21 protein-coding genes and 1 tRNA gene are annotated in these 26,393 nt (G+C 72.6%); 7 read left to right on the top strand and 15 right to left on the bottom strand.

Annotated elements, in window-relative coordinates:
• Positions 1–21: 21 nt before the first annotated feature.
• Positions 22–1,059 carry an MDR family NADP-dependent oxidoreductase gene (locus BL253_RS28620; RefSeq protein WP_076820415.1) on the bottom strand — a complete coding sequence of 346 codons (1,038 nt, stop codon included), beginning with the start codon at positions 1,057–1,059 and terminating at the stop codon, positions 22–24.
• A 261-nt stretch (positions 1,060–1,320) separates the two neighbouring features.
• Here BL253_RS28620 and BL253_RS28615 point away from each other — a divergent pair, with 261 nt between their 5' ends.
• Positions 1,321–4,221 (top strand): helix-turn-helix transcriptional regulator, encoded by a 2,901-nt coding sequence (locus tag BL253_RS28615; RefSeq protein WP_081438780.1) that lies wholly within the window; start codon positions 1,321–1,323, stop codon positions 4,219–4,221.
• 46 nt (positions 4,222–4,267) lie between these two features.
• Here the strand turns inward: BL253_RS28615 and BL253_RS28610 are convergent, their stop codons facing one another.
• The 9 genes from BL253_RS28610 to BL253_RS45535 form a co-directional block, all read right to left on the bottom strand.
• On the bottom strand, positions 4,268–5,029 hold the full coding sequence (locus BL253_RS28610; protein WP_076820414.1) for an SDR family oxidoreductase: 762 nt from the start codon (positions 5,027–5,029) through the stop codon (positions 4,268–4,270).
• 227 nt (positions 5,030–5,256) lie between these two features.
• The gene (locus tag BL253_RS28605; RefSeq protein WP_076820413.1) at positions 5,257–6,174 is read right to left on the bottom strand and encodes an LLM class flavin-dependent oxidoreductase; all 918 of its coding nucleotides are present in this window, start codon (positions 6,172–6,174) and stop codon (positions 5,257–5,259) included.
• A 23-nt stretch (positions 6,175–6,197) separates the two neighbouring features.
• A complete protein-coding gene (locus BL253_RS28600; RefSeq protein ID WP_076820412.1) occupies positions 6,198–6,884 on the bottom strand; it encodes a hemerythrin domain-containing protein in 687 nt (228 codons plus the stop codon).
• 40 nt (positions 6,885–6,924) lie between these two features.
• Positions 6,925–9,867: an ATP-binding protein gene (locus BL253_RS28595; protein WP_076820411.1), complete on the bottom strand. Its 2,943-nt coding sequence runs from the start codon at positions 9,865–9,867 to the stop codon at positions 6,925–6,927.
• Positions 9,868–10,106: 239 nt separating this feature from the next.
• Complete coding sequence (locus BL253_RS28590) at positions 10,107–10,940, bottom strand: alpha/beta fold hydrolase (RefSeq protein WP_076820410.1); 834 nt, start codon at positions 10,938–10,940, stop codon at positions 10,107–10,109.
• Between the two features lie 48 nt (positions 10,941–10,988).
• On the bottom strand, positions 10,989–11,717 hold the full coding sequence (locus BL253_RS28585) for an alpha/beta fold hydrolase (protein WP_076820409.1): 729 nt from the start codon (positions 11,715–11,717) through the stop codon (positions 10,989–10,991).
• Positions 11,718–11,921: 204 nt separating this feature from the next.
• The gene (locus BL253_RS40545) at positions 11,922–13,238 is read right to left on the bottom strand and encodes a glycerophosphodiester phosphodiesterase family protein (RefSeq protein WP_096336107.1); all 1,317 of its coding nucleotides are present in this window, start codon (positions 13,236–13,238) and stop codon (positions 11,922–11,924) included.
• 105 nt (positions 13,239–13,343) lie between these two features.
• Positions 13,344–14,072, bottom strand: coding sequence for a Clp protease N-terminal domain-containing protein (locus tag BL253_RS28570; RefSeq protein ID WP_076820408.1), 729 nt, complete (start codon positions 14,070–14,072; stop codon positions 13,344–13,346).
• Positions 14,073–14,080: 8 nt separating this feature from the next.
• Positions 14,081–14,149 carry a hypothetical protein gene (locus tag BL253_RS45535; RefSeq protein WP_420801729.1) on the bottom strand — a complete coding sequence of 23 codons (69 nt, stop codon included), beginning with the start codon at positions 14,147–14,149 and terminating at the stop codon, positions 14,081–14,083.
• Between the two features lie 544 nt (positions 14,150–14,693).
• On the opposite strand from BL253_RS45535, the gene BL253_RS28560 reads away from it, so the two are divergent.
• Positions 14,694–14,766 (top strand) — tRNA-Lys (locus BL253_RS28560).
• Positions 14,767–14,862: 96 nt separating this feature from the next.
• Here BL253_RS28560 and BL253_RS28555 read toward each other — a convergent pair.
• The 5 genes from BL253_RS28555 to BL253_RS28535 all read right to left on the bottom strand — a co-directional run bounded on the left by BL253_RS28555 (position 14,863) and on the right by BL253_RS28535 (position 19,295).
• The gene (locus tag BL253_RS28555; protein ID WP_241835237.1) at positions 14,863–16,377 is read right to left on the bottom strand and encodes a site-specific integrase; all 1,515 of its coding nucleotides are present in this window, start codon (positions 16,375–16,377) and stop codon (positions 14,863–14,865) included.
• 173 nt (positions 16,378–16,550) lie between these two features.
• On the bottom strand, positions 16,551–16,808 hold the full coding sequence (locus BL253_RS28550) for a hypothetical protein (protein WP_076820405.1): 258 nt from the start codon (positions 16,806–16,808) through the stop codon (positions 16,551–16,553).
• A 186-nt stretch (positions 16,809–16,994) separates the two neighbouring features.
• Entirely contained in the window at positions 16,995–17,693 is a 699-nt protein-coding gene (locus BL253_RS28545; RefSeq protein WP_076820404.1) for a recombinase family protein, read from the bottom strand.
• 70 nt (positions 17,694–17,763) lie between these two features.
• Positions 17,764–18,567 (bottom strand): TRM11 family methyltransferase, encoded by an 804-nt coding sequence (locus BL253_RS28540; RefSeq protein WP_076820422.1) that lies wholly within the window; start codon positions 18,565–18,567, stop codon positions 17,764–17,766.
• Positions 18,564–19,295: a hypothetical protein gene (locus tag BL253_RS28535; protein WP_076820403.1), complete on the bottom strand. Its 732-nt coding sequence runs from the start codon at positions 19,293–19,295 to the stop codon at positions 18,564–18,566. Before BL253_RS28535 ends, BL253_RS28540 begins: the two co-directional genes overlap by 4 nt.
• 558 nt (positions 19,296–19,853) lie before the next feature.
• On the opposite strand from BL253_RS28535, the gene BL253_RS28530 reads away from it, so the two are divergent.
• From BL253_RS28530 to BL253_RS28510, 5 genes are read left to right on the top strand one after another with little or no spacing between them, the layout of a single operon-like run.
• Positions 19,854–20,666 (top strand): hypothetical protein, encoded by an 813-nt coding sequence (locus tag BL253_RS28530; protein ID WP_241835236.1) that lies wholly within the window; start codon positions 19,854–19,856, stop codon positions 20,664–20,666.
• On the top strand, positions 20,663–21,052 hold the full coding sequence (locus BL253_RS28525; RefSeq protein ID WP_076820401.1) for a pilin: 390 nt from the start codon (positions 20,663–20,665) through the stop codon (positions 21,050–21,052). Before BL253_RS28530 ends, BL253_RS28525 begins: the two co-directional genes overlap by 4 nt.
• A gap of 60 nt (positions 21,053–21,112) precedes the next feature.
• Complete coding sequence (locus BL253_RS28520) at positions 21,113–23,203, top strand: hypothetical protein (protein WP_241835243.1); 2,091 nt, start codon at positions 21,113–21,115, stop codon at positions 23,201–23,203.
• Positions 23,200–24,519, top strand: coding sequence for a PrgI family protein (locus tag BL253_RS28515; RefSeq protein ID WP_076820399.1), 1,320 nt, complete (start codon positions 23,200–23,202; stop codon positions 24,517–24,519). The genes BL253_RS28520 and BL253_RS28515 overlap by 4 nt, the downstream gene beginning before the upstream one ends.
• Positions 24,516–26,351, top strand: coding sequence for a VirB4 family type IV secretion system protein (locus BL253_RS28510; RefSeq protein ID WP_076820398.1), 1,836 nt, complete (start codon positions 24,516–24,518; stop codon positions 26,349–26,351). Before BL253_RS28515 ends, BL253_RS28510 begins: the two co-directional genes overlap by 4 nt.
• Positions 26,352–26,393 lie beyond the last annotated feature (42 nt).

Here is a 26,393-nt window from a genome sequence, read left to right as displayed (position 1 = left end):
GGCCCCGGCTCGCGGACGTGCTCAGAGGCCGGCGACCCGCACGGCGAGCTGGCCGGTACTGTTCCCGGCCATCAGGTCCACCATCGCCGCCGCCGCGCTGCCAAGGCCGTCCCGGACGTCCTCCAGGACCGTCAGCTGGCCGCCCTCGGCCCACTGGTCGAGCCGCGTGAGCGCCTCGCTCCAGTCGGCCTGGAAGTCATGCACGAGGAACCCCTCGATCCGCAGGCTCTTGACGATGGCCAGCAGGGGGAATCCCCGCGGTCCCCGGTCCGGCGGCTGGTCGGCGTCGTACTGCGCCGTGGCACCGCAGCACACGACGCGGCCGTGCCCGGCCATGAGCGGGAGGACCGTCTCGAGCATCGGGCCGCCGACGGTGTCGAAGTAGGCGTCGACACCGTCCGGACAGGCCGCTCGCAGGTCGTCGCCGAAGGAGTCCGAGTGCCGGTTGACGGTCGCGGCGAAGCCGAGCTCCTTCTCGAGAACGGCGTTCTTGCGATCCGACCCGGTGATCCCCACCACCCGGGCCCCGACGAGCCGGGCCACCTGGCCGGCGACGTGTCCGACCCCGCCCGCGGCACCCGAGACGACGACGGTCTCCTCGGCTCGCACCCGGGCTACGCCGACGACACCGAAGTAGCCGGTGAGGCCGTTCAGGCCGTAGAGACTCAGATGGCGGACCAGCGGCCCGCGCAGGTCGAGCGGAAGCTCCCGGACCGCCGTGGCGGGCACGGCGGTGTAGTTCGCCCAGCCGCCGAACAGCGTCGCCACGAGGGTGCCGGGCGGCGGCCCGGCCGGCGGCCCGGCCACCACCTCGGCGACGACCCCGGCGGGAATGACCTCCCCCTCGGTGAGCTGTGGGCGGTACGTGGGGCCCTGCATCGCCGCCCGGGCGGCGGGCGAGACCGAGGCGAAGATGTTCCGGAGCAGCACCTCGTCGGCGCCCCGAGAAGGCACGGGCGCCGTCTCGAGCCGGAAGTCGTCCAGCGCCACCGGGCCGGCCGGCCGGCGGGCCAGGACGACCTGGTGGTTGGCGGCCGGGTGATCGGGATTGACTGACACAGCGGTCTCCTCGGTGAGCGTTCCAACGGAGATGAAGGGCGGCCACCTCCGACTCTTCGCATCCGACGGCCCGCTCACCAGCGTCAATTGACGGGCCGGGCGTCGGAATCGGCCGGCGGCCGGAGGGGGCGCGCCGGGCGGCATCGCGCCCGCTCGGCGGCCCGGCCCGGCCCGGCCCGGGGCGGCGGGCGCCCGCGTCGGACACGTACGTAATTTGACGCAAGCGCTCGCCAGCCGCGCTGGACCACTATTGGGCGCGAGATGGTTGCTGACTCAACACTTCGCGACGAGCTCCAGCCCGGCGATGGCACCGGGAGCGGGCTGGGCGACGTCATCGAGCCCGTGGCCAGCCCCGCGCCGCGGGGCGCCGCCCCGGCCGAGCTGGTCGGGCGGGCCCGGGAGCTCGAGATAGTCGAGGAGCTGCTCGACGACCTCGTGGTGGACGGGCGGCCGGTCCTCTTCCTGGGCGAGGCGGGGATCGGCAAGTCGGCCCTGCTCGAGCACGCCGCCCGCGAGGCCCGCGCCCGGGGCTACACCGTGCTGCGCGCCGACGGCGTCGAGTTCGAGAGCGACATCGGCTACTCCTCGCTCAACCAGGGGCTCCTGCCCATACGGCGGTACATCGACGGCCTCGACCCGGCGCACGTTCACGCGCTCGGGGTCGTCCTCGGCATGCGCAGCGGCGACCAGCCCGACCGCCTCGTCGTCTCGACCGCGACCCTTCATCTCCTGCAGGCCGCCGCGGCCCGGGCGCCGGTGCTGTTCCTCGGCGACGACCTGCAGTGGGCCGACCCGCGCAGCCAGGAGGTTTTCTTCTTCCTGACCCGGCGGTTGTCGGGCACCCGCATCGGCATGCTGGGCACGGCGCGGCCCGGCTACGGCGGGGCGATGACCCTGGGCCGGGTCGAGCACCACCTGGGCCCGCTGGAACCCGCCGACGCCGACCGCCTCCTTCGACAGCGCTTCCCGACGCTGGCTCCCCGGATCCGGGGCCGTCTGTTGTCCGAGGCGCGCGGAAACCCCCTCGCGCTCCTGGAGCTGCCGCCGGCGCTGAGCCCGCCCATCCAGGCCGGCCGGATGAGCGCCCCGCCGACGCTGCCGTTGAGCTCTCGGCTGCAGTCGGTGTTCGCGGCGCGGATCTCCTCGCTGCCCGCCGACGTCCAGGACCTGCTGCTCCTTGCCGCCCTCGACGGCACCGGCGACCTGGGAGTCCTGCGGGCGGCGGGCGGCGGCGACGAGATCGGCGGGCTCGACGACGCCGAACGGTCGGGCCTGGTGCAGGTGAACCTCGCCGATCGCCGCCTCGTGTTCCGGCACCCGCTGACCCGGTCCGCGGTCGTCGAGTCGGCCACCGAGAGCCGCCGGCGCCAGGCGCACACCCGGCTGGCCGCGGCCTGGGCGCACGACCTTGACAAGCAGGCCTGGCATCTCGGCGAGGCCGCGCTGGGATCGGACGAGAGCCTGGCCGCGCTGCTGGAAGCCCGGGGTCGGCGCGCGCTGGCTCGCGGCGACTTCGGTGGCCTCCCGTCGCTCCTCCGGTCGGCGGAGCTCAGCCCGGACCCGGCGCAACGCAGCCGCCGGATCGCCGAGGCGGCCTTCGTCGCCGCGCACAAGTCGGGGGCGCCCGCGCACCTGGCCCGGTCCATCGCCGACCTGCGCGAGGCCGAGCCGGGCACCGAGACGGCCCTGTTCCTCGCCGCCACGACGGCCTGGCTCATCGTCGACTCCGGCGAGGACCTCGAGAACGGGTTCCGCATCCTCACCGCGGCCATCGAGGCGATCCGGCCCGAGGTGGACCGGTCCGGGCCGGCGATGCGCACCAGCCTGCGGGTGCTCAGCCTGGTCTGTGTCTATGCCGCCCGGCCCGATCTCGCCCAGCAGGTGCTGGAGCTTCTCCGAAAGGTCGGCGTCGCGGACGCGGTCCGGGACCGGCTGACCAGCGTCCTCGACCCGGCGGGGACGCCGCCCGAGGTTCTCGCGGCGATCGACCAGGACCTCGCGGATCTGCGGAGCACCGACGATCCCGTCGAGGTGGTTCGCCTGGGCAGCCAGGTGGACTTCCTCGACCGGCTGTCGAGGTGCCGGCCGACGCTGGAGCGGCTCCTCGTCGTGGAGAGCGGCGGCGTCCAGCTGACCGAGGAGGTCGACGTCCGCCGCCTGCTCGCCGAGGAGGCCTGGTTCTCGGGCCGCTGGGAGCGGGGCCTCGCCCTGTGCGAGGAGATCGAGGCGATGGCGGACACGTTCCACCTGCGGCGCCCGAAGGTCGGCGTGTACGTGGTCCGCGGCCTGATCTCGGCGGCGACTGGCAGCTGGGGCGCCATGCGGCAGTGCGCGGACCAGCTTCGGGCCTGGACGCTGGGTGGCGGTGGCCGGCTGACCCAGCTCATCGGTCATCTGATCCTCGCCCAGCACGCCGCCGCCATCGGCGACTTCGAGGAGGCCTTCGCCCGGGCCTCGACCCTCATGGGTGACGGCGGCGGTCCTTCGTCGTTCATGCCGATCGCGCTCTGGGCGTTGTTGGACTTCGCCGAGGCCGCGACCAGGTCCGGGCGGATCGACGTCGCCCGCCGGTTCGCCGCGACCCTGCGGCAGCGGGGGCTCGGCCGGCTCTCACCCCGCTACGCGATGATCACGGACGCCGCCGGGGCGCTCGTGGCGTCCGACGGTGCCGAGGCGGCCGCCGCGTTCGCCCGGGCGCTCGGCCGTCCCGGCGCTGACGCCTGGGTCTTCGATCATTCCCGGGTGGCCCTGCTCGCGACGGAACGGCTGGCCGTCGACGGGGCGTCGGACCTGGCGGCCAGCTGGGCGGGCGTCGCCTCCGAGGGCTTCACGGCGCTGTCGGCCCGGCCCTGGCTCGAACGACTGGGGAAGGCGCACGAGACCATCGCGGGCATTCCCAGCCAGCCGACGGCTCCGGCCGGCCTGACGCCCACCGAGTACAAGATCGTCTCGCTGGCCGCCGAGGGGCTGACCAACAAGGAGATCGGGCGGCGGCTGTACCTGTCGCCGCGGACCGTGAGCACCTATCTCTACAAGGCGTTCCCGAAGCTCGACGTCACGACCAGGGCCGGGCTGCGGGACGCGCTCGGCCGAGCCGAGCTCCCCCGCCGAGGGTCCTCGGCGGGGGAGCCACGTCCGACCGGTCACCGAGCCGCGGACTGACCTCTGGAATCGCGGCTGTTCCGCGTGCATCGGAAACGGGCTCAGGTCAGTTGATCGGAGCGATCATCCCGCCATTGACGAATACCGTCTGCGCGGTGACCCAGCGGGCGTCCGGCGCGGCCAGGAAACGCATGACCGGCACGACGTCGACCGGGTCGCCCAGCTGCCCGCTGATGGTCTGGCCGGCCAGCCACGCGAGGGTCTCCTTGGTCTCCGCTCCGTAGAGGAAGCTCGTCTTCTGCGGTCCCGGCGCGATGCAGTTCACCGTGACGCCGCGCGGGCCGATCTCCTTGGCGAACGCCTTCGTGAAGTGCTCGACCGGCGCCTTGCTGCCGGCATAGGCCGAGTACGTCGCCGCCGTCACGGCCACCTGCGTCGTGATGATGTTGATGATCCGGCCGTTGTCGGCCATCTTCGTGAATGCCTCGGCCATGAGGAAGTACGGAATCTTGGCGTTGATGGCGAACGAGGCGTCGTACTCGGCCTCGGTCGTCTCGCCCAGTGGCTTCCGCACGATGATGCCGGCCGTGTTCACCAGGATGTCCCAGCGGCCGAAGCGGGCGATGGTCGCGTCGACCAGACGGGTGATCTCGACGTTGTCGGTGAGATCACCCTGATGGGAGATCGCCTCGACGCCCGCCGCCTCCAGCTCGGCGACCACGTTCTTCGCCTCGCCGTCGCGTTCGGGGCTGTTGTAGTGCACGACCACGTTCGCGCCGTCGGCGGCGAGCGCCGTCGCGAAGAGCTTTCCGATATTCGCCGTTGCGCCGGTCACGATCGCGACCCGTCCGGCCTGGATTCCCGCCATGTCGTTCCCTTCTCGGGGTGTCTCGCTCGCATTACCGATGATCCGCTTCGGGCAGGCTGGCCGATAGCGTCAGATGACGGCTCCGACGGTCGGCCGATGGAGTCGTCGAGCGTCGCGAATCGGTCCGCCGCCGAAAATATGGCGAACCAGGCCGTTCACTGATTGATGATGACGAACAACGTCGGAACCGAAGTGGCGTACGAATGCCGTACTGACGGGTGACGGGACTATTCGCCCGTCGGCCCCGCACCGCGCGCCCGCTCGGCGGCGACCATGGACCGCAGGGCCGGCGCGACCTCCGCGGCGAAGCGCCGGATCACGTCCGCGTCGTCGGCCCGGTACAGCAGGAAGACGCTCACGCCCTGGGTGAGAGCCAGCTCCGTCAGCTGCTCGGCCCACATCCTGGGCGGCCCCTGGAGGAAGCCGTGGCCCTCGGGCGTGAACTCGCCCGCGATGTTGTAGATGCGGCGGATGTCGGCCGGCGAGCGGCCGGCCGCGACCGCGGCGTCGTCGATGATCCGGTTGGCGGCCGACAGCTGCTCGGGCGGCAGGAACGGCGAGCTCGGCACGAAGCCGTCCGCGACCCGCCCGACGAGCCGCAGCAACCTGGGCTGGTAGGCGCCGAGCCAGATCTCCATGTCGTGGGCCGGTACCGGCCCCGGCCTGGCGCCGTCCAGGCGGTAGTACCGGCCCTCGAACCGCACGTCGGGGCCGGCGGACCAGAGCGCGCGGATGATCTGAACCGCCTCGTCCAGGGCCTCGATCGACTCGCCGGCGTCCCGCCGCGGCCCGCCCTCCGCGACGATCTGCGCCCACATCTGCTGGGCGCCGGCTCCCAGGCCCAGCTCGAACCGGCCGCCGCTGAGGATGTCGAGCGTCGCCGCCGTCCGGGCGAGCACGGCCGGAGGCCGCAGCGGAAGGTTGAACAGGTTGGACGCCACCCGCACCCGGGTGGTCCGGGCCGCGATCGCCGCCAGCAGCGCCACGGTGTCCAGCCGCTCCGGCCAGTAGGGGTGGTCGGAGAGGCTGACCAGGTCGAGGCCGACCCGCTCGGTCAGCTCGGCGAGCGCGACGAGCTCCCGCGCGCCCGTGGCCGGCGGCTCCAGCAGGGTTCCGATGACCAGGTCGTGGCCGTGGTCGGACATCTGTGCTCCCTGGGCCGGCCGGGTCACAGCTCGGTGCTTCGCGGCGGGGTGACGGTCCCGTGGACGAGCCGCGCGTGCTCGGCGAAGGCGCGCGGCGCCGCCCGCCGGATGACGTCGCGCACCGGCGCCGGCATGTTGGCGATCGCCGCGTCGATCACCTCAGGGTCACCCTCGTACATCAACATGCCGAACCCGAGCGGAAGCTCGTCCGGGTTGGCGCCGGCCGCCCCCATCTCGACGATCCTGTTCCACTCCGCCATCGTGATGGCCTTCTCCATCAGCGGCACGACCTGCTCCTCCTCGGCGGCCAGGTGCGCCCACAGCGCGGAGCGGAGCTCTCCGAGGATGTGGGCGAAGGTCTCGCGGGCGACGGCGGTCGGCTCCTCGAGCCAGCGGTCCGCCGCCGCGTCGGCCGCGCGGCCGAGCCGCGTGACCTCCCGGTGCTGGCTCTCCATGAGATCGACCAGCGGTGTCGCCTGGTCGGTCAGGCGGTCGACCAGCAGCGGCCAGACGTAGGCGTCCTCGGCGCCGTGGTGGTGGTGCAGGACGGTGCTGACCAGCGCGATGTGGTCGACCAGGACGCGAGCCCGGGCCGGGTCGCCGTCGGACGCGCCGTGGACGAGCCCGGGACCGAGCCCGAACTCCCGGCGGAGCATGGTGTGCACCAGATACATTTCGCGGCCGTCGAAGGGCGCGCTCTGCGTTGCCATGCCCCGCACCTTGCCCGCGACCGCACCCGGGCCACAGCCGTCATTCGACGGGCGAGGGTGACGTCATCTCGACCGCGCCGGGCTCCGCCTCGGCGCCGTCGCCGGGCCGGGTCGCCGCCGCGAGCGCGTCGCGCAGCGCCGCCCGCGTGGTGACGCCGAGCTTCGGGAACAGCCGGTACAGGTGCGTGCTGACGGTCCGGTGGGACAGGAAGAGCCGTTCGCCGATCTGTTTGTTCGTCAGCCCGGCCGCCGCCAGCGCGGCGATCTCGTACTCCTGGACGGTGAGCCCAGCCACCGAGGCGACCCGCTGGTTCCCGCCGGCCGAGCGCAGCTCCGCGCGGGCACGGGCGGCCCAGGGCGCGGCACCGAGGCGTTCGAAGGTCTCCGCGGCCGCCCAGAGGTGCGGACGGGCGGCCATGGTGGCGTGCGCGCGGCGCAGCCGCTCCCCGTAGGCGAGCTGGACCCGGGCGACGTCGAACGGCCACCGCCAGGTGTCCGGCATGCCGAGCGCGCTGTCGAAGAGCTCGGCGGCGGCGGAGTCGTGCGCGGCGATCGCCGCGCACGACCGCGTCACGAAGTCGAGCCGCGAGGAGATCGCGGCGAGGTCCGCCGCCCGCATCGCCTCGGCGTGGGCCCTCGCCTCGCCGGTCCGGCCGGTACGCACCGCGGCCTCGACCACCTCCAGGCACACCCACAGCGCGGTCTGGTTGTACGGCGGCAACGTCCCGGGCGGGGAGATCGCCGTCGCCTTCCGGTAGGCCTCCTCGAAGTCCCCGCGGCCGATCGCGTCCAGGGCCAGCACGTGGCCCGCCCAGAAACCCATCAGCCGGGCGCCGCGAGGGCCTCCCCACGCGACGAGCTCCGCCGCCAGCTCCTGGGCCCGGCTGTGATCGCCGCGGAGGGCGGCCAACAGCCCGCCGTGGTAGTTGAAGCTCTGGACGAACATGACGTTCCCGGTGGTCGCGCAGGTTTCCAGGGCCTCCCGCAGCAGGTCCTCGCCCTCCGCCCACCGGCCGGCGAAGAAGGCGTCCACCAACATCTGCATGCGCGCGCCGAGCGCCTGGGTGACCGCGCCACCCGCGGTCTCGCCGCGGACGAGGCGCCGCAGCGGCTCCCGGCAGGCCGGCAGCCGGTCGACGTAGGCGGCCGCGGACGTCACCCGCCCGAGCTCCTCGGGGTCGAGGGCGCCCCGCAGGCTCGTGATGGCCGCGTCGAGCTCGGCCAGCACCGCCGGCCGTACCCGGGCCGGGTCGGGAAAGACGTAGCTGAGCAGGTAGTTCGCGCGCGGAGCCCTGGGCGTCAGCCGTCCGACGGCGGCGAGGTACGGCCGCCACATCTCGGCCCGGCCGCTGTAGTGGCAGGCCAGGAACAACGTGTCGATCACCGCGATGAGCGCCTTGTTGTCCGCGGCGAAGTCGCCGCCGTGTTCGTCGATCGCGGCCACCAGGACGCGGTGGGCCGCGTCCACCTCGTCGTCGCCGTTGAGCATGGTGTAGGCGTCCGCGGCGGCGGCGTGCAGCGCGCCGTCGGCGTCCAGCGGCGCCTCCCGGACCCTCGCCAGCAACGACGGCACCCCGCCCAGCTCCCAGCTCATCGTGCCGCCGATGTAGGCGGCCGCCRCGAGCCGGCGGCCGCGGTCGGCCGGGTCGGGGCTGAGATCGGCGGCCCGGGTCAGCATGGCCGCGGCGTTGAACGGGTCACCGCGGCTGACGATGCGCTCCGCGCTGCGCTCGACCAGTGCCGCCACCTCCTCGTCCGGGACGACCGTGGCCTCGGCGAGATGCCAGGCCCGCCGGTCGGGCCGGTCCACCGAGGCGTCGGCGAGCCGGCGGTGCGCGGCCCGGCGCTCCTCGGCCGTGGACAGGCCGATCACGGCGGAGCGGGTGAGCGGGTGCCGGAAGACCATCTGACGGGTCCGGTCGTCGGCATGGACGAGACCGGCCCGTTCGGCTGGCGCGAGGTCGGTCAGCAGCCGGCCGCCGCTCGCGGCGTCGAGGACGGCGAAGTCGCCGGCGCCATAGAGCACCGCCAGCAGGAGCAGCTCGCGGCTCGCGGCGGGCAGGTGGCTCACCCGCGACGCGAACAGCGCCCGTATCCGGTCGCTCAGTGGCAGCAGGGCTGGCAGGCCCGACCACGACTCGCGCTGCCGGTCGGACAGCGCGGCCGGCAGCTCGAGCAGCGCCAGCGGGTTGCCCTGGGCCTCGTCGAGGAGCCGGCGCCGGACCCGGGGCACGAGAGCCGGGAAGCGCTCCCGCAGCAGCTGGCTCGCCGCGTCGTCCGGCAGCGCGCCGAGTTCGAGCCGGGGCAGGCTGGCCGGCTCGAAGGCGGTCGGCGCGCCGGACCGGGTCGCGGCCAGAAAGGCGATCCGGCTGCCGGCGAGCCGGCGTACGACATAACTCAGCACGTCGGCGCTGTAGCGGTCGACCCAGTGCAGATCGTCGAAGACGAGCAGGAGCGGGAGCTCGCCGGCGACCGTCCGGACCAGGCTGAGAGTGGCGTGCGCCACCCGGGTCCGGTCGGCCGGCTCGCCGCCGGCGAGGCCGAGCACCACCGCAAGCGTGTCGCGGTGGGCCGGGACCAGCCCGTCCAGGCCGCCAGCCAGCGGAAGCAGGATCTGGTTCAGCCCCGAGCAGATGGTGGTCGCCTCGAACTCGACGCCCTCGGCCCGGACGGCTCTCGTCCTGGCGGCGGCCGCGCGGTCGGCCGCCGCGTTCAGCAGCGCGGTCTTGCCCACGCCCGGCTCGCCCTCGACCAGTAACGCGCCGCCGGTGACGGCGGCGTCGTCCAGGAACCGCGCGACCCGCGTCAGCTCGGAGTCGCGCCCCACCAGGGACCGAGCCGTGGCGTCGACTGTCATCATCTCCCCGGCCAGGGCCGCGACGGCGAGCGCGCGGGCACCGCCCGCCCAGCGAGCCGCCGACGCGGCCCCCAGCTGGCTGGGCCAGCTGGGGGGCCGGTCCAGCGGACGTCGAGACGGCACCATCGTACCGTCCGACGCAGGCAAAACGGTCACGCGTGCGCCCTTCGGGAAGCGCGGACCGTCGCGTGGAAAGGGCCTCGGTCGAGCCGCCTGGCGGTGGGCGCCCGGCCGGGCTCGACCGGTCACGGACCGGGGGTCCGCCTCCCACGGTCCCGGCTCCGCCGACGGCCGCCTGTCCTTCTCCTTTCCGTGCTCTCGCTCCTTTCCGTGTTCTCGGCATTCTCGGCCGAGGGTTCCGGCCCTCAGCCGCGCAGGAAGTCGACGAGGGCGCTGTTCACTTCGGCTGGATGTGTCCAGGCGATGTGGTGCGGGCCGCCCTGGACCGGCAGGAACGTCACCTTGTCGACGAGAGCGGGCAGCCGGGCGGCCGTCGCGCCGATGGGGAGGATCCGGTCCTCGACGCCGTGCATCACGAGGGTCGGCACGTCGAACTTCCGCAGGTCCGGCCGGAAGTCGGTGAGCCACGCCTCCACGCAGGCATACATGGCGAAAGCCGACGCGCCGACACCCATGACGAAGCTGGCGTGCCAGGCCTGGTCGCTCACCCGGTCACCGCCGAGTACATCCATGTTGTAGAGATCGTTCAGGAAACTCTCGAGATAGGCATAACGGTCTTCCTGGATGGCGGCMTTCATGCCGTCGAAGACCGCGCGGTCCACCCCCTCGGGATTCTCGGGCGTCCTGAGAAGACAGGGCGGCAYGGCGCCGAGGAGAACGACCCGCCGGATGCGGGCCGACCCGTAGGCGCCGAGGTAGCGGGTCACCTCGCCGGTGCCCATCGAAAAGCCGACGAGGCTCACGTCGGTCAGGTCGAGATGCTCGACGAGCGCGTGCAGATCCGCGGCGAGGGTGTCGTAGTCGTAGCCGACCGTGGGTTTGCTCGACTGGCCGAAACCGCGGCGATCGTACGTGATGACCCGGTAGCCCGCCGCCACCAGCGCGCAATGCTGGCGTTCCCAGGAGTAACAGCTGAACGGGTAGCCGTGGACGAGTACCACCGGCCGCCCGGAGCCGTGGTCCTCGTAGTAGACCTCGATGTCGGCATCATTCTGCCTGCCGACCGCCAGCATGGGCATGGTTGTCTCCCGCCCCGTCGCCGCGCCGCGATCGTCTCCCGAGCGTTTTCAGCCCACCGTGCGCAGGGCCGCCAGAATGACGTCGGTAACCACGTCAGGACGCGACATCATCGGTACGTGGGAGGCGTCGACCTCGGTGATCTGGGCGCCGGCACGCTCGGCCATCGATCGCACCACGTCCGAGCCGGCGGCCTTGTCCGCCGTCGCGACGACCGCCCAGGAGGGCAGGCTCCGCCATGCCGGAACCCCGGACTTCTCCTCGAACGCCGCCACGGCGATCGGCCGTTGCGAGAGGCCGAGCACCGCCGCGACCGACTCGGGCAGATCGGCGGCGAAGGACTCGCGGAACTGGGCCGGGTCGATCGACAGTTCGACGGCGGTCTCGTCGCCCAGGCCGGCGGGATACTGCGCCGGCCGCAGCGCGGTGGGCAGCACGCTGTCAGTGGAGCGTGCCTCGATCTCGCCGAGGCTCTCACCTTCGTCGGGCGCGAAGGCGGCGACGTAGACGAGCCCGACCGCGTTGCTCACCGCCGACGCCGCGTTGGTGATGACCGCGCCGCCGTAGGAGTGACCGACCGCGAGAACCGGGCCGGGAATCTGGCCGATGACACTCGCGACGTATGCGGCGTCGGCGGCAATGCCCCGCAGCGGGTTGACCACGGCYCGGACAGGCACGCCGGCGGCCAGCAGCCGCTCGACGACGGGCGCCCAGCCAGAGGCGTCCGCGAAAGCGCCATGGACGAGGACGACGGTAGTGGTTCCGGTTGTGTCGCTCATTGCGGTCCCTTCGAATCGAGACGCCGGCCTCTACGGCACGGTCGTTCTCCCAGGGCTCACTGTCGGTGCGGCGATGACGGGCCGCTAGCGTCGTTTGACGACCTACGCCGCTGAGGTCGTCGGTGCCCCTCGCGGACGCGACAGCACCGTCGACAGCACCGTCGACGGTGCTGTCGACGCGACGTCAGACCAGGTCGGGTCGGGTCAGGCGRCCGACCACAGGTTGTGGCGGCGTAGAACGTCGCGCAGCAGCTCCGGCCGGTCGGTGATGATTCCGTCGACGCCGAGCTCGAGCAGCATGGACATCGACGCCTCGTCGTTGACCGTCCAGACGTGGACGGGCAGGCCGAGCGCGTTCATGTAGCGCACGAACCGTGCGTCGCACACCGGGAACGCCCGGAACGCCACCGGCACCTGCACGACGTCCCGCCCGATCAGGCCGCGAGGCCGCCGCGGGTGCCCGTTCGCCGGCCCGGTGGCCTGGGCCGGGACCAGGGCCGCGTCACCGTTCGATGTGTCACCGTTCGACGCGCCGCCGCGCTGGCCGGCGGCGGACCAGGAAAGGTCGCCCGACCTCACGACCGTCGGCGCGGCGTCGTCGTGGGTCTCGGCGTCCAACACGCTGTTCGCCCGTGGTCCGGCCTGGCCCGCGCCACGGCCGCCACGGCCGTGGGCGTCATGTCCATGGGCGGGGCCGTTGTCGCCGCGGTCGCCGTTCAGACGAAGGCCGCCGCTGCCGCTGGTGGGCCGTCGCCAGCCTCGTCTGGCGACGCTCAGCCATGGGGGGAGGACGCTGCACAGGCGGGCGACGGCGATCGCGGACATCCCCGCTCCGACGCACAGCCCTGGCCCGGCCAGCCGGCGCGCCTCGCGGGCGACCGCGTCGTCGAACGAGGTGACGCAGACGCGGTCCAGCGCGTTCGCCCGGCGCAGCGCCGCGAGTGTCGGCTCAAGCGCGGCCGGCTCCTTGACGTCGAGGTTCAGCCGGATCTCCGGCCAGCGGTCCAGCAACTCGTCCAGCCGGGGGATCGGCTCTCCTTCGTCCGAACCCGCCCAGGCGCTCTCCGAACGAACCTCGGCGGTGCCGGCGCGGTCGGCGCCCGGGTTGCCAGTCGGGTTGCCAGCCGGGCCGTCAACCTGGGCGCCATCGGCCGTCGAACCGCTGGAGGGAAACGCGGAGGAGAGGCGAGGAACGGCTTGGCCGGGCGCAGACGGCGACGAGGACGGCGTTCCGGAAGTTGTGGGCGTTGTGGGCGGGCGGCGGAGGCGGATGCGGCTGGCCTCGGCCAGGGGCAGGTCGGCGAGCCGGCCGGGCCGGTCCGCGACCCGTTCCAGGGTCGAGTCGTGCAGGACCATGGCCGTCCCGTCACGGGTCACGCGGACGTCGGTCTCCAGATAGCGGTACCCGAGCGCGACGGCGTTCTCGAACGCCGGCCATGAGTTCTCCGGCCACGGCCCAGCCCCGCCCCGGTGCGCCAACGGGATCGGCCCGGGGTGGTCAAGAAAGCGGTGGCGGCTCATCGTCCTCCATGGTTCCGCGCGGTCGTCGGCTGTGCCCTCCCCATTGTCCGCGAGAAGACCCAGGCGGCCACCTCCGCCGCGGGTGAACCGGCGTCCGTGGCGAGGTCAGCCGTCGATGAGCGCGGCGACGGTGCTGGCCGTCGTGGCTGTACGTCCTGTGGTGCGCTCATATCGCCGGATGAGGCCCTGGCCGCGGATTCGGTGTCCAAGCTGGCGATCGGCACGCAGCAGAGCGTTGCGGCGCGGGGGAGGGAAGCTGGCCGCCAGGTCGGCGACAAGCGCGTGCCCGTCGACGCCCGCGCTCGCGAGCACCCACGCGGCACCGGGGTCCAGCGTGCCGAGCGCGAGAGCCAGGTGTTCGGGTCGGTGGATGCGTTCGTGGCGGGCAAGCGCGAGGCGGAGCGACGCCTCGTAGGCCGCCTGCGCGTCGAGGCCCAGCGGCGGGCTCATCCGGGCGCAGCGCCGCCTCGCCGTTGCCGCGCCAAGGGGAAACAGCGGCTCGCGCAGGGGCGGTCGATCCATCGACCGCGCCCCCGCAAGGCGGAGCAGATTGTCGACATCGATGCCGAGCGTGGCCAAAGTGTCCCGGTCGGCGGCCACTCCAGCCCCGGCGGGCGCGGCCGCCAGGACGGCTTCCCGCAGGACGGCCGCCGTCGCTCCGTGCCTGACAAGCACGGTGGAAACGCCGTCGTCGCCCGTCGCCCGTCGCCCGTCGCCCGTCGCGAGCGCGAGCAGCAGATGCTCGCTGCCCACGCGGGCGTGCCCGAGGCTGCGGACCAGCGCGATGGCCCGGCCTACCGCTCGGCTCAGTTCCGGATGATCGCCGCCGAACATCGGCCTCCTCAGATCCCGTCAGTCCGGTGGTACTTGCGGTGCACGGTCTGTTTCGTGACGCCGAGCCGGACAGCGATCTCCCGCCACGACCAGCCCGCGCGACGAGCGGCCGCGACCTGCTCGGCTTCCAGCTGCTCCACGAGCCGACCGAGACGGGCTACGGCCCRCAGCCCCGTGTCGGGATCCACCGCTCGCACGGCATCACCAAGACCGGCTCCGAGCTCAGCCTCAAGATCGACGGTTGGCATTTCGTCAGCATATGCTGACGAAGGATGGTCGTCAACATATGCTGACGACCGTGGTGTCCGTACTCATTGGCTCGCGCGGCTCCGGCCCCATGAGGCTGTGACGGCGGCCGGCATCATGATCGAGCGCGGCAGGCGTCGGGGCGGGGAGCCGCGACGCCGCGAGCCCGGCGGGTGGCCAGGTACGGCCTGGCCTGGGCTGGCTCGAGGTCGCGGACGCGCTGGTGGCGGGACTTACCGGCACAGATCGGGCGACGGGTMCTGCTCGAGGGAAGGGCCCTACCCACCCGTCCGTCCCGCGAGCTGGTACAGTCRTCCACGTCGACGCGGAACCACGCTTGGCAGCAAGGCTGGCACCAAAGTAAAACCGAAACATGCGCCGCTAGCTCAATTGGCAGAGCAGCGGACTCTTAATCCGCGGGTTCGGGGTTCAAGTCCCTGGYGGCGCACCCGTGATCATGGCTCTGACCTGGGCGTTTGTCGCAAACGACAGATGCTCGGGCAGGGCTTCGGGTGCGTGTGTGCTCATTGTGTGCCCCATCAGTCTACGACGTGGCTCGCGGGACGAGCCGGGCGGCAGCCTCCGCGGCTTTGAACGCGATCTGGGGCAGCACCGAGGTGTAGATGTCGGACGTGAATGCCACCGACGAGTGACCGAGCATCTCCTGGACGACCTTCATATCCGCGCCGCCCGCCAGCGCCAGCGTGGCAGCTCCGTGGCGAAGATCGTGGAAGCGGATCGGAGGCAGCCCGGCCTCGGCGATCAGGACGCGGAACCGTTCTGTCACCTCGGCGGGGTGTAGAGGTGAGCCGTCGCGTCGGGTGAAAACCAGCCCGCTGTCGGTCCACACAGGGCCGGCGGCGAGCCGCTCGCGCGCCTGCCAGGCGCGGTGCCTGCGCAGCACGGCGACGGTCTCGTCGTCGAGCGCGACAACGCGGTTGCTGCTGTCCGACTTGGGGCGGGTCATCTCGGTCTCCCAGCCGAGCTGGACGATCTGCCACTGGATGGTGAGGGTCTTCTCCTCGAGATCGACATCGGCCCAGTGCAGGCCGCAGGACTCACCTCGGCGCAGCCCTCGGAACGCCGCGACGTGGAACAGAGCGTAGAGGCGGTCCTTCTCCGCGTGGTCGAGGAACTCCCCGGTCAGGTCGGGGGTCCAGACCATGATCGGGCTTGGGCGCTGTCCGGTGCGCTGCCAGTCCTCGACACGTCGGGGCGTCCAGACCAGCGATCGAGGTGCTTTTCCGGGCGGAAGCTCGACGTCCTTCGCCGGGTTGTAGGTGATCTTCTGTTGCCTGCAGGCGGTCGTCAGGGCGGATCGCAGCGTCGCTCGGATCCGCTGCTTCGTCGCCGGGCCTACTGTCCGGCGGAACGGCGGCATGTCCGCGAGTTGCTCCCGGATCTTGCGACGCTGGGCGAGTGCCGTCGTGCGCTCCAGTTCGGCCTTGAGCTCCCGCCGCGCGGCGTTGGCCTCCTCGATCTGGTCGTTGAGCTCGTCGATGGCATCGAACAGGTCGTAGAGGTGGGACACCGCGAGGCGGTCGAGACGCAGATGCCCGAGGTGAGGCCTCAGGTACAGGCGGACGTGGGACTCGTAGCTTCTGACGGTGTCCGCGGTGCGAGTCTTCTTCTTKCCTCGCAGCCACTGGTCGAGCCATTCGCCGACGGTGAGCCGTTCGGTCAGCGACTGACCAGAAAGCAGTCGCCGACGCACCTCCTCGGGCGAGGGAAGGGCGCCGCCTCGGGCTGTTCCTTGCGTGACGAGGTCGATGACCAGGCGCAGGGACTCGGTGTCGTCGGGGTCGGGTATCCGCAGCAGCGCCTTGACGTCGGCGATCTGCTGCTCCGCCTGGTCCAGTTCGGCAAACCCGCCGCGACGCAGCGTCTCGCGTCCCGTCGACACAGCCGGGAGTTCAAGACGGTAGTGCCAGCTGCCGTGGTTGCGATTCCACTTCCCGTTCGCGCGTCGCAGCTGGGGACAAGATGCTCCGAGCATCGCCCGGGTCTCCGGGTGGCGGCACCCGCATCGCTTGTAGATGTTCTCTGATTTCGGCGTCACGGTCCTCGTCCTGTCTAGCGATGTTCTCTGAGAGATTTCTAGAACGCCTATAGCCGACGGCGTCGACCGTCGGTTATAGGCGCAGTGGCGAGCGCGGAAACGTGTAGCCCTACGTTCCGTGGATCGCAGGTTCGAAGTATTACGTGGCCGGAGGCGCTCCGGCAAAGTGCTTCTTATCTCTCCGGTCCGTCATCCACCGGATCGGTGGAATCCTCGCTGACGCCGAGTACCCTCAGCAGCTCGGCGGTCGGCACGTGATAGATGTTGTTGATACGCAATACCCGGCAGGGAAACTCGCCCGCGCGGGCGAGGTCGTAAGCTTTGGTGCGTCCCATGCCGAACGCGCGCGCCGCCGTCTGAAGATCGATGACTGCGGGCAATGCGAGCAACTCTTCCCGGGTAAGCGCTGCTCGTCTCGACTCAGCCTTCATACGCTCTCCCTGGAATCCCGAGGACCGGATCCTGGGGCAAGGCGGCCAGCCAGCTTGGCGTCGAGGCGGATCGCATCGTCGATGAACGGTCCACGACTGTGCCCTTCGGGCCGGTGAGTGCCTCGACGGTGCCGCTCGCGCAGGGCGTGACCCTGGGGCTGGCGGGGCGCGACCGGGGCGGCAAGCTCACTGCATCACCTGTCCAATGCCCTCGCCGTGCGGGCCGTCGGAGCCGAGGAATTCCCACGGCAGGAGCCGCGGGCTGAACACTCCCTGACTGGCGGGAGCGAGGAGTTGGGCCCGGTGGAACGTCCGCCCGTCGATGATCGGTTCGTGCGCGTGTGGGCAGATGACCCACTGGTCGGGAGGGACGGGCTGGCCGTTGGCTGTTCGGCCCCAGACGGTGGCTCCGGTGTAGACGGGGTTGGCCAAGATCCGGCCGACCGATGTGGAGGTCCACGGCCTCGGCAGGCCCGTGGCAGGGTCGGAAATGTCGGACCACTGGTTCTGGATCCTTTGCAGGCTGGTGGCGATGGAACTGGTGGGGACCTGGTGGTCGACTCGCAGCCGGAAGATCGTCGCGACGAGGGCGGCCGGTCCCGGGTCGATCACGAGGCGGACGTGGCGGCGGGGCTGCCCCTGATGGTTGAACAGGGTGACTCGGTGGGGCTGGTAGCCGTAGGGCACAGGGCCGAGGTGGTAGCCGGCGCGGACGAGGTCGATCTGGGCTTGGCGGGCGCGTTCGGTGGTCCAGGCGTGGTGGGCGGCGAGCAGCCGGGCTTGGCGGGCGGCGCGGGGGTGGGTGAGGCGCCACCAACGGCCGGGCTGGCGTTGCGGCTCGGGCGGAGCGGGTGGCAGTGCGGGGATGGGCAGCAGGTCGGACATGCGGGGCTCCAACGAGAAGGGAGAGCCGGCCGCGGCGGTGCGTCAGCGCACGGGCCCGGCCGGCAGCGGGCTAGGCGGCCGGGCGGTGCGATGCGCTGAGGACGGTGTGGGGCGCCGGTGGCAGCGGCGGGTGCGGGTGACGGGCGCGTCCGCCCTCGGCGCGGAAGATGATCACGTCCTGATGGACCGGGTGGGCGCGTGCCGGTCCGGTCGGGCGGTGCGTGCCGAGTTCCCGGGTGTAGGGGACGGCGGTGAGTGCGACGGCGCGTTGCACCGGTCGCCAGCCGGTGTCCCGGCCGGCGGTGGCGATCTGGCTGGCCAGGTCCGTTCCGCCGCTGAGGTGGTGGGTGGCGAGGACGACGAGGTGGCCGCCGGGCCGGGGCAGCTCCCGGTAGGCCGCCAGCTGTGGGTGCAGCCGGTCCTCGACCGGACCGGTCGGCTCGGCGGGGCCGGGCGGTCCGATCGCTGTCAGGACCAGGTCGACCGGTCCGAGTCCGGTCCAGGACTCGCTGTCGGGTAGCCGGTCGAGGACCATACCGTCGCCGCGGGCGCCGCGGGTCTTCGCCAGGGTGAGCGCGGAGCGTGCGGCTTCCCACTGGTCGGGGTCGTTGGTGATGCCGATGGCGTGGCGGTGGGCGTGGACAGCCTCGGTTACGACGGTCCCCGGTCCGCAGTCCGGGTCGCACACCGTGTCTCCGGGCTGGCTGTAGACCGCGATCGCGTGGGCGGCGACCGCCGCCGACACCGCCGGGCCCCCGCGCGGCGCATCAGCCGTCGGTCCGTAGGTCCGTGAGGTGGTGATGCTGTGCCGGCCGGTGGGCCAGACCGTCGCCCACCGCGCGTCGCAGCGCCACGTCTCGGCGTCGCCGGTCATCGGGCGGCGCTCCACGCCGGCGGCACCTGGGGGAGTACTGCTGAGAACAGCAGCAGGTCGGAGTGCACTCGCTGGGCGACGATTCCGGCGGGGATGGGTGTGGCGGGCCGGTCGAGCTGGTCCAGCGGGATCTCCAGCAGGACGATGCGGTCGAGTAGGGCGAGCCCGCTGCGGCCCGCCGCGGTGGCCAGCTCGACGGTGGGGTCGATGAGCCAGCCGCCGATGCTGTCGGCGCGGCTGATGACGGCGAGGGTGCCGCCGACGGCGAGCAGGCCGCCCCAGTCGATGCGGGTGAACCAGCCGAGCCGGGTCGGTTCCACGACCGTGACGACCAGCAGAAAGCGGTCGGGGTCCGGACCGTGACCGGCCGCGAGGTCCGGTCCGCAGCCCGTCTCGGTCCATCGCGGCGGCGCGTCGCCGGGCGCGGTCCGGACCTGGACGCGCCGTCCGAGTCGGGCGACGGTCCCGGCGCAGCCGGCGAGGTTCTCGCCGAGCTCGTCGTCGCCGGGCTCGGCCGGCCGGGCGGGCTGGGACAGGGGTGGTTCGGTCAGCAGCAGGACCGGGTCGTCGGGCCGGCTGACGGTGACGACGAGGCGTTCCACGGCGGCCGGAAGCCAGCCGGTCGGGGTCTGGTCGGCGGTGGTGGGTGGGTACGGCCAGACGGTCGCCGGCCGGCCCGCAGGGACGACCGGCAGGATGGTGCGGCCGGAGTCGGATGAGGTGGGCATTGGTGGTCCTGCCTTTCACGACGGGCTTGTTTCCGCGGTCGTAAAAGGAGACCGGCTGCTGTGCCGTTTTTTGCCACCACCCCCACGACTTTTTCCAAGGTTTTTCCCGCTGTGCAGGGTCTAGTCCGACCGGACTATTGATCGCTGTCATCCCGCTGGCAGCACTCCGGCGAGTGGGCCGGAAACTTTTTTCAAGTTTTTTCTCGCCGGTGCCGGCGGGCGCTGATGGATGATCGCTGGCCAGGTGCCAGCGATCATGGCGGAACGCTGCTGTCGTCACAGCGCACCAGGTCAGGGGCCCGCTGTCAGGTCCGGTCCAGCTGCTGGCACGCGGCGGAGCCGGGGGCCTGGGGAATGCCTTGCACGGTCCCGCTGTGACTGTTCCGAATGCACAGCAAAGATCGCTGTGCATTCGCTGGGAGATCGCGCTGTCTTTTCGCTGTCTTTGATGTGGCGTCCTTGGGCTGTCCGAATTCCGCGACACCCGAAGGACGGCGAACCATGCCCGATGAAACGTCCTCCCTTCCTGCGCGAACCGCCGGTACGAACAAGCCGACATTGCCGCTGACAACCCTGCGGGACTGCTTCGCGCTCCTGGTCACCGAACCCGACCCGCTCGCCCTGGACGGCACACCGGTGCCCGGCCTGCCCGACCGGCTGGTGGCGCTGGACGAGCTGCGCGACCGGCTGTTGGCCCGGTCCTGCCCGCAGGCCACCAGCGACACCGCCTGGAAGACAGTGATCTGCCGCTCCCGCGCCCGCGGCGGCGCGTGGACGGTCGGCGCCGCCGGCATGGCGTTGCCCGCTCTACGGGCGGTGGCCTCCCGGCTCGGCGAGCACAGCGACCTCGACCCGGCCGACGTGCAGGCCGAGGTCCTGACCGGCTTCCTGTCCGCGCTGGCCACGATCGGTCTGGATCTGCCGCGGATCGCGGTGCGGCTGCGCTGGGCCGCCTACCGCGCCGGCCTGGACCTGCTCACCCAGTCGCTGGAAACCCCCCATCCCAACCCGGGCCTGCTCCTCACCCGCACCGTCGCCCAGACCCAGGCGGACGGTCCGTATGAGGTCCTCGCGGGCGCGGTCGCGGACGGGGTCCTGACCGAGACCGAGGCCGCCCTCGTCGCCGCGACCCGGCTCGATCACGTCTCGGTCGCCGCCTGGGYCACCCGCCACGCGACCCCGGTGCGCACCGTCTACCGGCTGCGCGACCGGGCTGAACAGCGTCTGCTCGCCCACCTCACCGGCCACAGGCCGCAGGCGACCGATGGCGAGCCGCCATCCCGGCCGCCCGGCCCGCCGGCCGGCAGCGCGACGCCTGCCACGGCGCCCGCCCCGGCAGGGGTGTTGGCGGTCACGGGGGTGCCGGCATGAGCCCAACCCCGCCAGCCCAGGCCCGCCCCTCGCGTTCGCGCCGGCGGGTCGCGTGGCGCCGCACGGTCCTGCTCGTCGCCGTCGTCGGGGTGCTCGTCCTGGCCGGCGGCACGGCGGCGTTCGCGGCCGTCGTCCCGCCGGGGCCACCCGTGGCGACGGACCTGAACACGGTCCTGAACAACATTCGCAACTGGATCATGGGGATCCTCGGGACCGTCGCGACGGTGTTCCTGTCCATCGGGGGCTTCCGCTACATGATGGCCCACGGCGACCCCGGCGAGATCAACAGGGCCAAGGACGCCCTGAGGAACGCCGGCTGGGGCTACGGCTTTACCGCGCTGGCGCCGGTCGTGGTCGAGATCCTCAAGACGAACATCGGCGGCTAGGCCATGGCCGCCTCTTCTCACCGCCGGGTCCGCCCTGCTGGCCTGCCAGGTTCTTCGTCCGTGCCCGCGCGTCGTCGGCTTGGCCGCCGTTGGCTACGGCGCCGGTGGCTGCTGGCCGGGACGGCGACGTTCGCGCTGCTGCTGGCCGTGCTGGTCCCGGCGGTGGCCTCCGCCGCGACGACACCCCCTGCCCCGTCGTCCGCGCCGTCCGCGGACACGCCCGGCTACACCGGTCCCACGCCCAACCCGCAGCCCGGTCCCGCCCCGACCCCTCCGGGGCAGGACCCGCCGACCACCCCGCCACCCTCGGGCGGCGATACCACCCCCGCCCCCAGCACTCCTGACACCCCGCCCGAGGGTGGCGGCACCGGGGAGCCGTGCCCGGCCGGCCAGCCGGACTGCGCCACCACTCCAGGAGCGCCGGCGCCGCCGGTGCCGCAGACGACGCCGCCAGCGCCGGATACCGGCGGTGGTGGTGGCGGGGTCGCCGGGTGGATTGCCGATGCGATCAGCGACGCGATCACGGCGTTTTTCCGCCTGTTGGTGACCGCCGCACTGAACTCGCTGCTGGATCTGCTCGGCCGCACGTTGCTGACGACGCCGGAACCGTCGCAGCTTCCCGCGATCGGGGAGATGTGGTCGACATCGTGGGCGATCAGCGCCACCGCCTACAGCGCCCTGATCATGTTCGGTGGGCTCACCGTCATGTCGCTGGGAACGGTCCAGTCCCGCATCTCGATCAAGGAGATCGCGCCGCGTATCCCGCTGGGTTTCCTCGCGTCCGGCCTGTCGCTGTTCCTCTCGACGAAAGCCATCCAGGCCGCCAACGCCCTGCCCGGCGCGATTCTTGGTCAGGGGTTGAACCCGGACACCGCCGCCGTACAACTACGGAACATCATTCTCGGGTCGCTCTCGCCGAGCGCCGGTGGCGTCGTCAACCGGAGCATTTTCACTATCTTCCTCGCCCTGTTCGTCGCTGGCACTGTTGCTGCGCTGCTGTGTACCTACATCGCCCGGATCATCGTCGAGGTCGCTCTCGTCGGGGCGGGGCCGATCGCGCTGGCCGGACACGGCCATCCGCTGACGGAGCGGATGGCGTTCTGGTGGTGGCGCGCGTTCTTCGGCTGTCTCGGCATCCAGATCGTGCAGTCGTTCGTCCTCCTCGCCGCGTTAAGGGTGTTCTTCAGCCCCGGTGGATTCACGCTGTTCGGCCCGACCCCGGACGGCGTCGTGAACCTGCTCGCGGCGCTGACCCTGATGTATTTCCTGTGCCGGATTCCGTTCTTGATGATCCCCAGGATCGGCCACGGCGGCGGGGGCATTGTCGGCCGGGTCGTGCGCGCCTTCGTCATCGGCCGGGCGCTGGGTCTGCTCGGGGGCCGGTTCGGACGCGGCGCCGGACGCGCCGGCCACCGGGCCGGCCGAGGTCGCGGCGGACGCGGCCGGGGCGGACGTGGCAGGGGTGGACGTGGCAGGCCGGGCCGAGGCCGGCCAGGAGGCGGCGGACCGCGAGGCGGGCCGGCCGACCCCTACGACCGCATCGAGGTGGACGCCGACGGACAGGGGCTCATCCCGCTGACCAGGGTGCCCCGGGTCCGCCGCCCCGGGCCGGCCCGGGGCGTGCCCCGCCCGCCACGGCCGGCGAACCCAGCGGGACGGTCCCGGCCGCGGCACCGCCAGCTGTCCATCCCGTTCGGCCAGGCCGTCGCCCCGGGCGGGCGCTACCTGCCCCGCGACGGCGGGGCCTGGGTGGACCGCGACGGCCAGCTGCTGATCCCGTTCGAGGTCGACCAGCCCCACCCACCGGCGACCCCCCAGCCAGGGCGGCGCCCGGCCGCCGCACCGGCGCGGGCCCGCGGGGGCCGGCCTGGTCCTGGCCGGCAGGCCCCGTCTCGTCCGGTGCCGCGGGGTCGGCAGTTGGAGCTGCCGTTCGACCCCTACCGGGGCATCCGGCCGGACCGTACCGGCCAGTACGCCCTCCCGCTGGAGGGCCTGCACCGCACCCCACGTCCCGCGCGGCCGGCCGTGCCCGCACCGCCCGCACCGCCACCGCCAGCGCGGCCGGTCCCGCCGCGCTACCGGCAGCTGATGTTGCCGAACATGCCCCGCCGCCCCCGCCCACCCCGAAACGAAGGTGACCAGCCACGATGACCCACCCCGTAAGAATTCCCGCCGATGTTGATCGTGAGGATCGGATCGTGGCGGGCCTGACCGCCCGCCAGGTGTTGATCCTCGCGCTGACCGCCATCGTGCTCTACCTGGCCTGGGCCGCGACCCGCAGCCTGCTGCCGCTGCCGGTGTTCGCCCTGGTCGCCGTGCCGGTCGCCGCGGTCGCCTGCGCCCTCGTCCTCGGCCAACGCGACGGGCTGTCCCTGGACCGGATGCTGGTCGCCGCGATCCGCCACCGCACCAGCCCACGACACCGCATCAACGCCCCCGAAGGCATGATCCCACCGCCGTCCTGGCTAGCCGCCCGCGCCACCAGCAGCTCGGGTGACCGCAGGCCAACCGCCGGCGGGCAGAGCGCGGCGCCGCTGCGGCTGCCGGCCCGCACCGTCACCAGCACCGCCGGGGTTGGCGTGATCGACCTCGGGCCGGACGGGCTGGCGGTCGTCGCGGTCGCCTCCACGGTCAACTTCGCGCTGCGTACCCCCGGCGAGCAGGACGGGCTCGTCGCTGTGTTCGCTCGCTACCTGCACTCGCTGACCGCGCCGGTGCAGATCCTCGTGCGGGCGATGCCCGCAGACCTGTCCGGCCAGATCCAGCTGCTCGACGACGCGGCGTTCCGGCTGCCTCATCCCGCGCTCGCGCACGCGGCCCGCGAACATGCCACCTACCTGGGCCAGCTGGCGGTCGAGATGCAGCTGCTGACCCGTCAGCTGCTGCTGGTGCTGCGTGAACCGCTCGTCGCCGCCGGGCCGGTCGACGGGCTCGGCGGGGCCTCCCCACTGGCCGCGCTGTCGGGACGGCGGGCGGCGGCCCGCGACGGCCGCCGCGCCGGGGCGGCAGCCCGCCGCGCCGCGCACACCCGGCTCGCCCGCCGCCTCGCCGAGGCGACCGACCTGCTCGCCCCGGCCGGGATCGTGGTCACGCCGCTGGACGCCGGCACGGCGACCAGCGTGCTGGCCGCCGCCTGCAACCCGGCCGGCCGGGTGCCGCCGGCCGCGCTCGCCGCACCCGACGAGGTCATCACCGCCGACCTGCCCGAGCCCGCCGACAGCTACCCGGCCTATCCACCGGACACCGACGGCGGCGGCTTCCTGGACGACGCCGGGTTCGACGACCCGGACGCGGCCGTCGGCCCCGGCTACAGCGACCGGTTCGACGACGCGGACGGGGACGGCCTGTCCGACGCCGACGACCCGGACTTCTGGGACCCACCCGTCCGCCGCCCGTCGGCCGGGCGATCCGAGGGCGGCTCTCGACGGCCAGCACGGCACACGGCGCGCAGGGGGCATGCCCGATGAGTAGACGAGCCCGACGCCGGGCCTCCGCACCGACCCACGGCCCGTCGCCACGGCCGGTGGACGCCGCCGCGGCGGCGTTCGTCCCGGATGCGCTGTCGATCGCGCCCCGCCATCTGGACGTGGGCGGGGACTTCCTGGCCACGATGGCGATCACCGGCTATCCGCGCGAGGTGCACGCGGGCTGGCTCGCCCCGCTGGTGACCTACCCCGGCAGGGTGGATGTCGCGGTGCATGTCGAGCCGATCGACCCGGTCACCGCGGCCAACCGGCTGCGCCGCCAGCTGGCCAAGCTCGAATCCGGCCGCCAGCTCGGCGACGAGAAAGGCCGGCTGATCGACCCGCAGCTCGAAGCCGCGACCGAGGACGCCTACGACCTGTCCGCCCGCGTCGCCCGCGGCGAAGGAAAGCTGTTCCGCCTCGGGCTCTACCTCACCGTCCACGCGACCAGCGAAGCCGAATTGGCCGACGAGGTCGCCGCGGTGCGGGCGCTGGCGGCCAGCCTGCTCCTGGACGCCAAACCGGTCAGCTACCGCTCCCTGCAAGGCTGGGTCAGCACCCTTCCCCTGGGGTTGGACCAGGTGCGGATGCGCCGCACCTTCGACACCGCGGCGCTCAGCGCGGCGTTCCCATTCACCAGCCCGGACCTGCCGCCCGCCGACCCGACCTCCTTGGCGCCGACCGGGGTGCTCTACGGGCTCAACGTCGCCAGCAACGGGCTGGTGCACTGGGACCGGTTCGGCGACATCGACAACCACAACTCGGTCATCCTCGGCCGCAGCGGCGCCGRCAAGAGCTACCTGGTCAAGCTCGAACTCCTGCGCTCGCTGTACCGGGGTATCGAGGTCCACGTCGTCGACCCGGAAGACGAATACGCCCGCCTTGCCGCCGCGGTCGGCGGGACCTACCTGCACCTCGGTGGCGACGGGGTGCGGATCAATCCGTTCGACCTGCCCATCCAGGTCACCCCTGACGGCCGTCGGACCGCGCCGCGGGATGCGCTGGTACGCCGCAGCCTGTTCCTGCACACCGTCGTCTCCGTCCTGGTCGGCCAGCTGACCGCGGCCGAACGGGCAGCCCTCGACACGGCGATCACCGCCACCTACCAGGCGGCCGGGATCAGCTCCGACCCGCGCAGCTGGAACCGGCCAGCACCCCTGCTGACCGACCTCGCCGCGACCCTGGCCCGCTCCACCGACCCGGCGGCGGGGACGCTCGCCGCCAGCCTGCACCCGTTCACCGCGGGGGCGTTCTCCGGCCTGTTCGACGGCCCCACCAGCGCGCCCGGCGACGGCCACCTCGTCGTCTACTCGCTGCGCGACCTGCCCGACGAGCTCAAAGCCATCGGCACGCTGCTCGTCCTCGACGCGGTGTGGCGGCGGGTCTCCAACCCGGCCGACCGCCGGCCCCGCCTGGTGGTGGTCGACGAGGCATGGCTGCTCATGCGCCAGCCCGCCGGCGCGGACTTCCTGTTCCGGATGGCGAAGTCCTCGCGCAAGTACTGGGCCGGGCTGACCGTCGCCACCCAGGACACAGGTGACGTGCTGGCGAGCGATCTCGGCAAGGCGATCGTCACCAACGCGGCCACGCAGATCTTGCTGCGCCAGGCCCCGCAGGCGATCGACGAGATCACTCAGGTTTTTGACCTGTCCCAGGGCGAACGGCAGTTCTTGCTGTCCGCCGACCGCGGACAAGGACTGCTCGTGGCGGGCGCCCAGCGGGTCGCCTTCCAGGCCCTCGCCTCGCAGGCCGAACACGCCCTGATCACGACAGATCCGGAGTTCCTCGCAACTGTTCAGGATTCAGAGTCGAACTCAGGGTGGCTGGACCTATGAGGCCGGGGTCTGGGACCCGGAGTTGGGCTACTGCGRCCATGC

The organism is Pseudofrankia asymbiotica, assembly GCF_001983105.1.
Classification (GTDB): domain Bacteria; phylum Actinomycetota; class Actinomycetes; order Frankiales; family Frankiaceae; genus Pseudofrankia; species Pseudofrankia asymbiotica.
The sequence above is the reverse complement of the archived record's forward strand: the minus strand, read 5'-3'. Positions and strand labels throughout refer to the sequence as shown.

Excerpts from the sequence above, each read along its gene's own strand:
- BL253_RS28545 (WP_076820404.1), bottom strand. The coding sequence starts at position 17,693 with ATGTCCGACCTGCTGCCCATCCCCGCACTGCCACCCGCTCCGCCCGAG.
- BL253_RS28550 (WP_076820405.1), bottom strand. The coding sequence starts at position 16,808 with ATGAAGGCTGAGTCGAGACGAGCAGCGCTTACCCGGGAAGAGTTGCTC.
- BL253_RS28540 (WP_076820422.1), bottom strand. The coding sequence starts at position 18,567 with ATGACCGGCGACGCCGAGACGTGGCGCTGCGACGCGCGGTGGGCGACG.
- BL253_RS28610 (WP_076820414.1), bottom strand. The coding sequence starts at position 5,029 with ATGGCGGGAATCCAGGCCGGACGGGTCGCGATCGTGACCGGCGCAACG.
- BL253_RS28570 (WP_076820408.1), bottom strand. The coding sequence starts at position 14,072 with ATGTTCGGCGGCGATCATCCGGAACTGAGCCGAGCGGTAGGCCGGGCC.
- BL253_RS28600 (WP_076820412.1), bottom strand. The coding sequence starts at position 6,884 with ATGGCAACGCAGAGCGCGCCCTTCGACGGCCGCGAAATGTATCTGGTG.
- BL253_RS28605 (WP_076820413.1), bottom strand. The coding sequence starts at position 6,174 with ATGTCCGACCACGGCCACGACCTGGTCATCGGAACCCTGCTGGAGCCG.
- BL253_RS28515 (WP_076820399.1), top strand. The coding sequence starts at position 23,200 with ATGACCCACCCCGTAAGAATTCCCGCCGATGTTGATCGTGAGGATCGG.
- BL253_RS28535 (WP_076820403.1), bottom strand. The coding sequence starts at position 19,295 with ATGCCCACCTCATCCGACTCCGGCCGCACCATCCTGCCGGTCGTCCCT.
- BL253_RS28525 (WP_076820401.1), top strand. The coding sequence starts at position 20,663 with ATGAGCCCAACCCCGCCAGCCCAGGCCCGCCCCTCGCGTTCGCGCCGG.
- BL253_RS28615 (WP_081438780.1), top strand. The coding sequence starts at position 1,321 with ATGGTTGCTGACTCAACACTTCGCGACGAGCTCCAGCCCGGCGATGGC.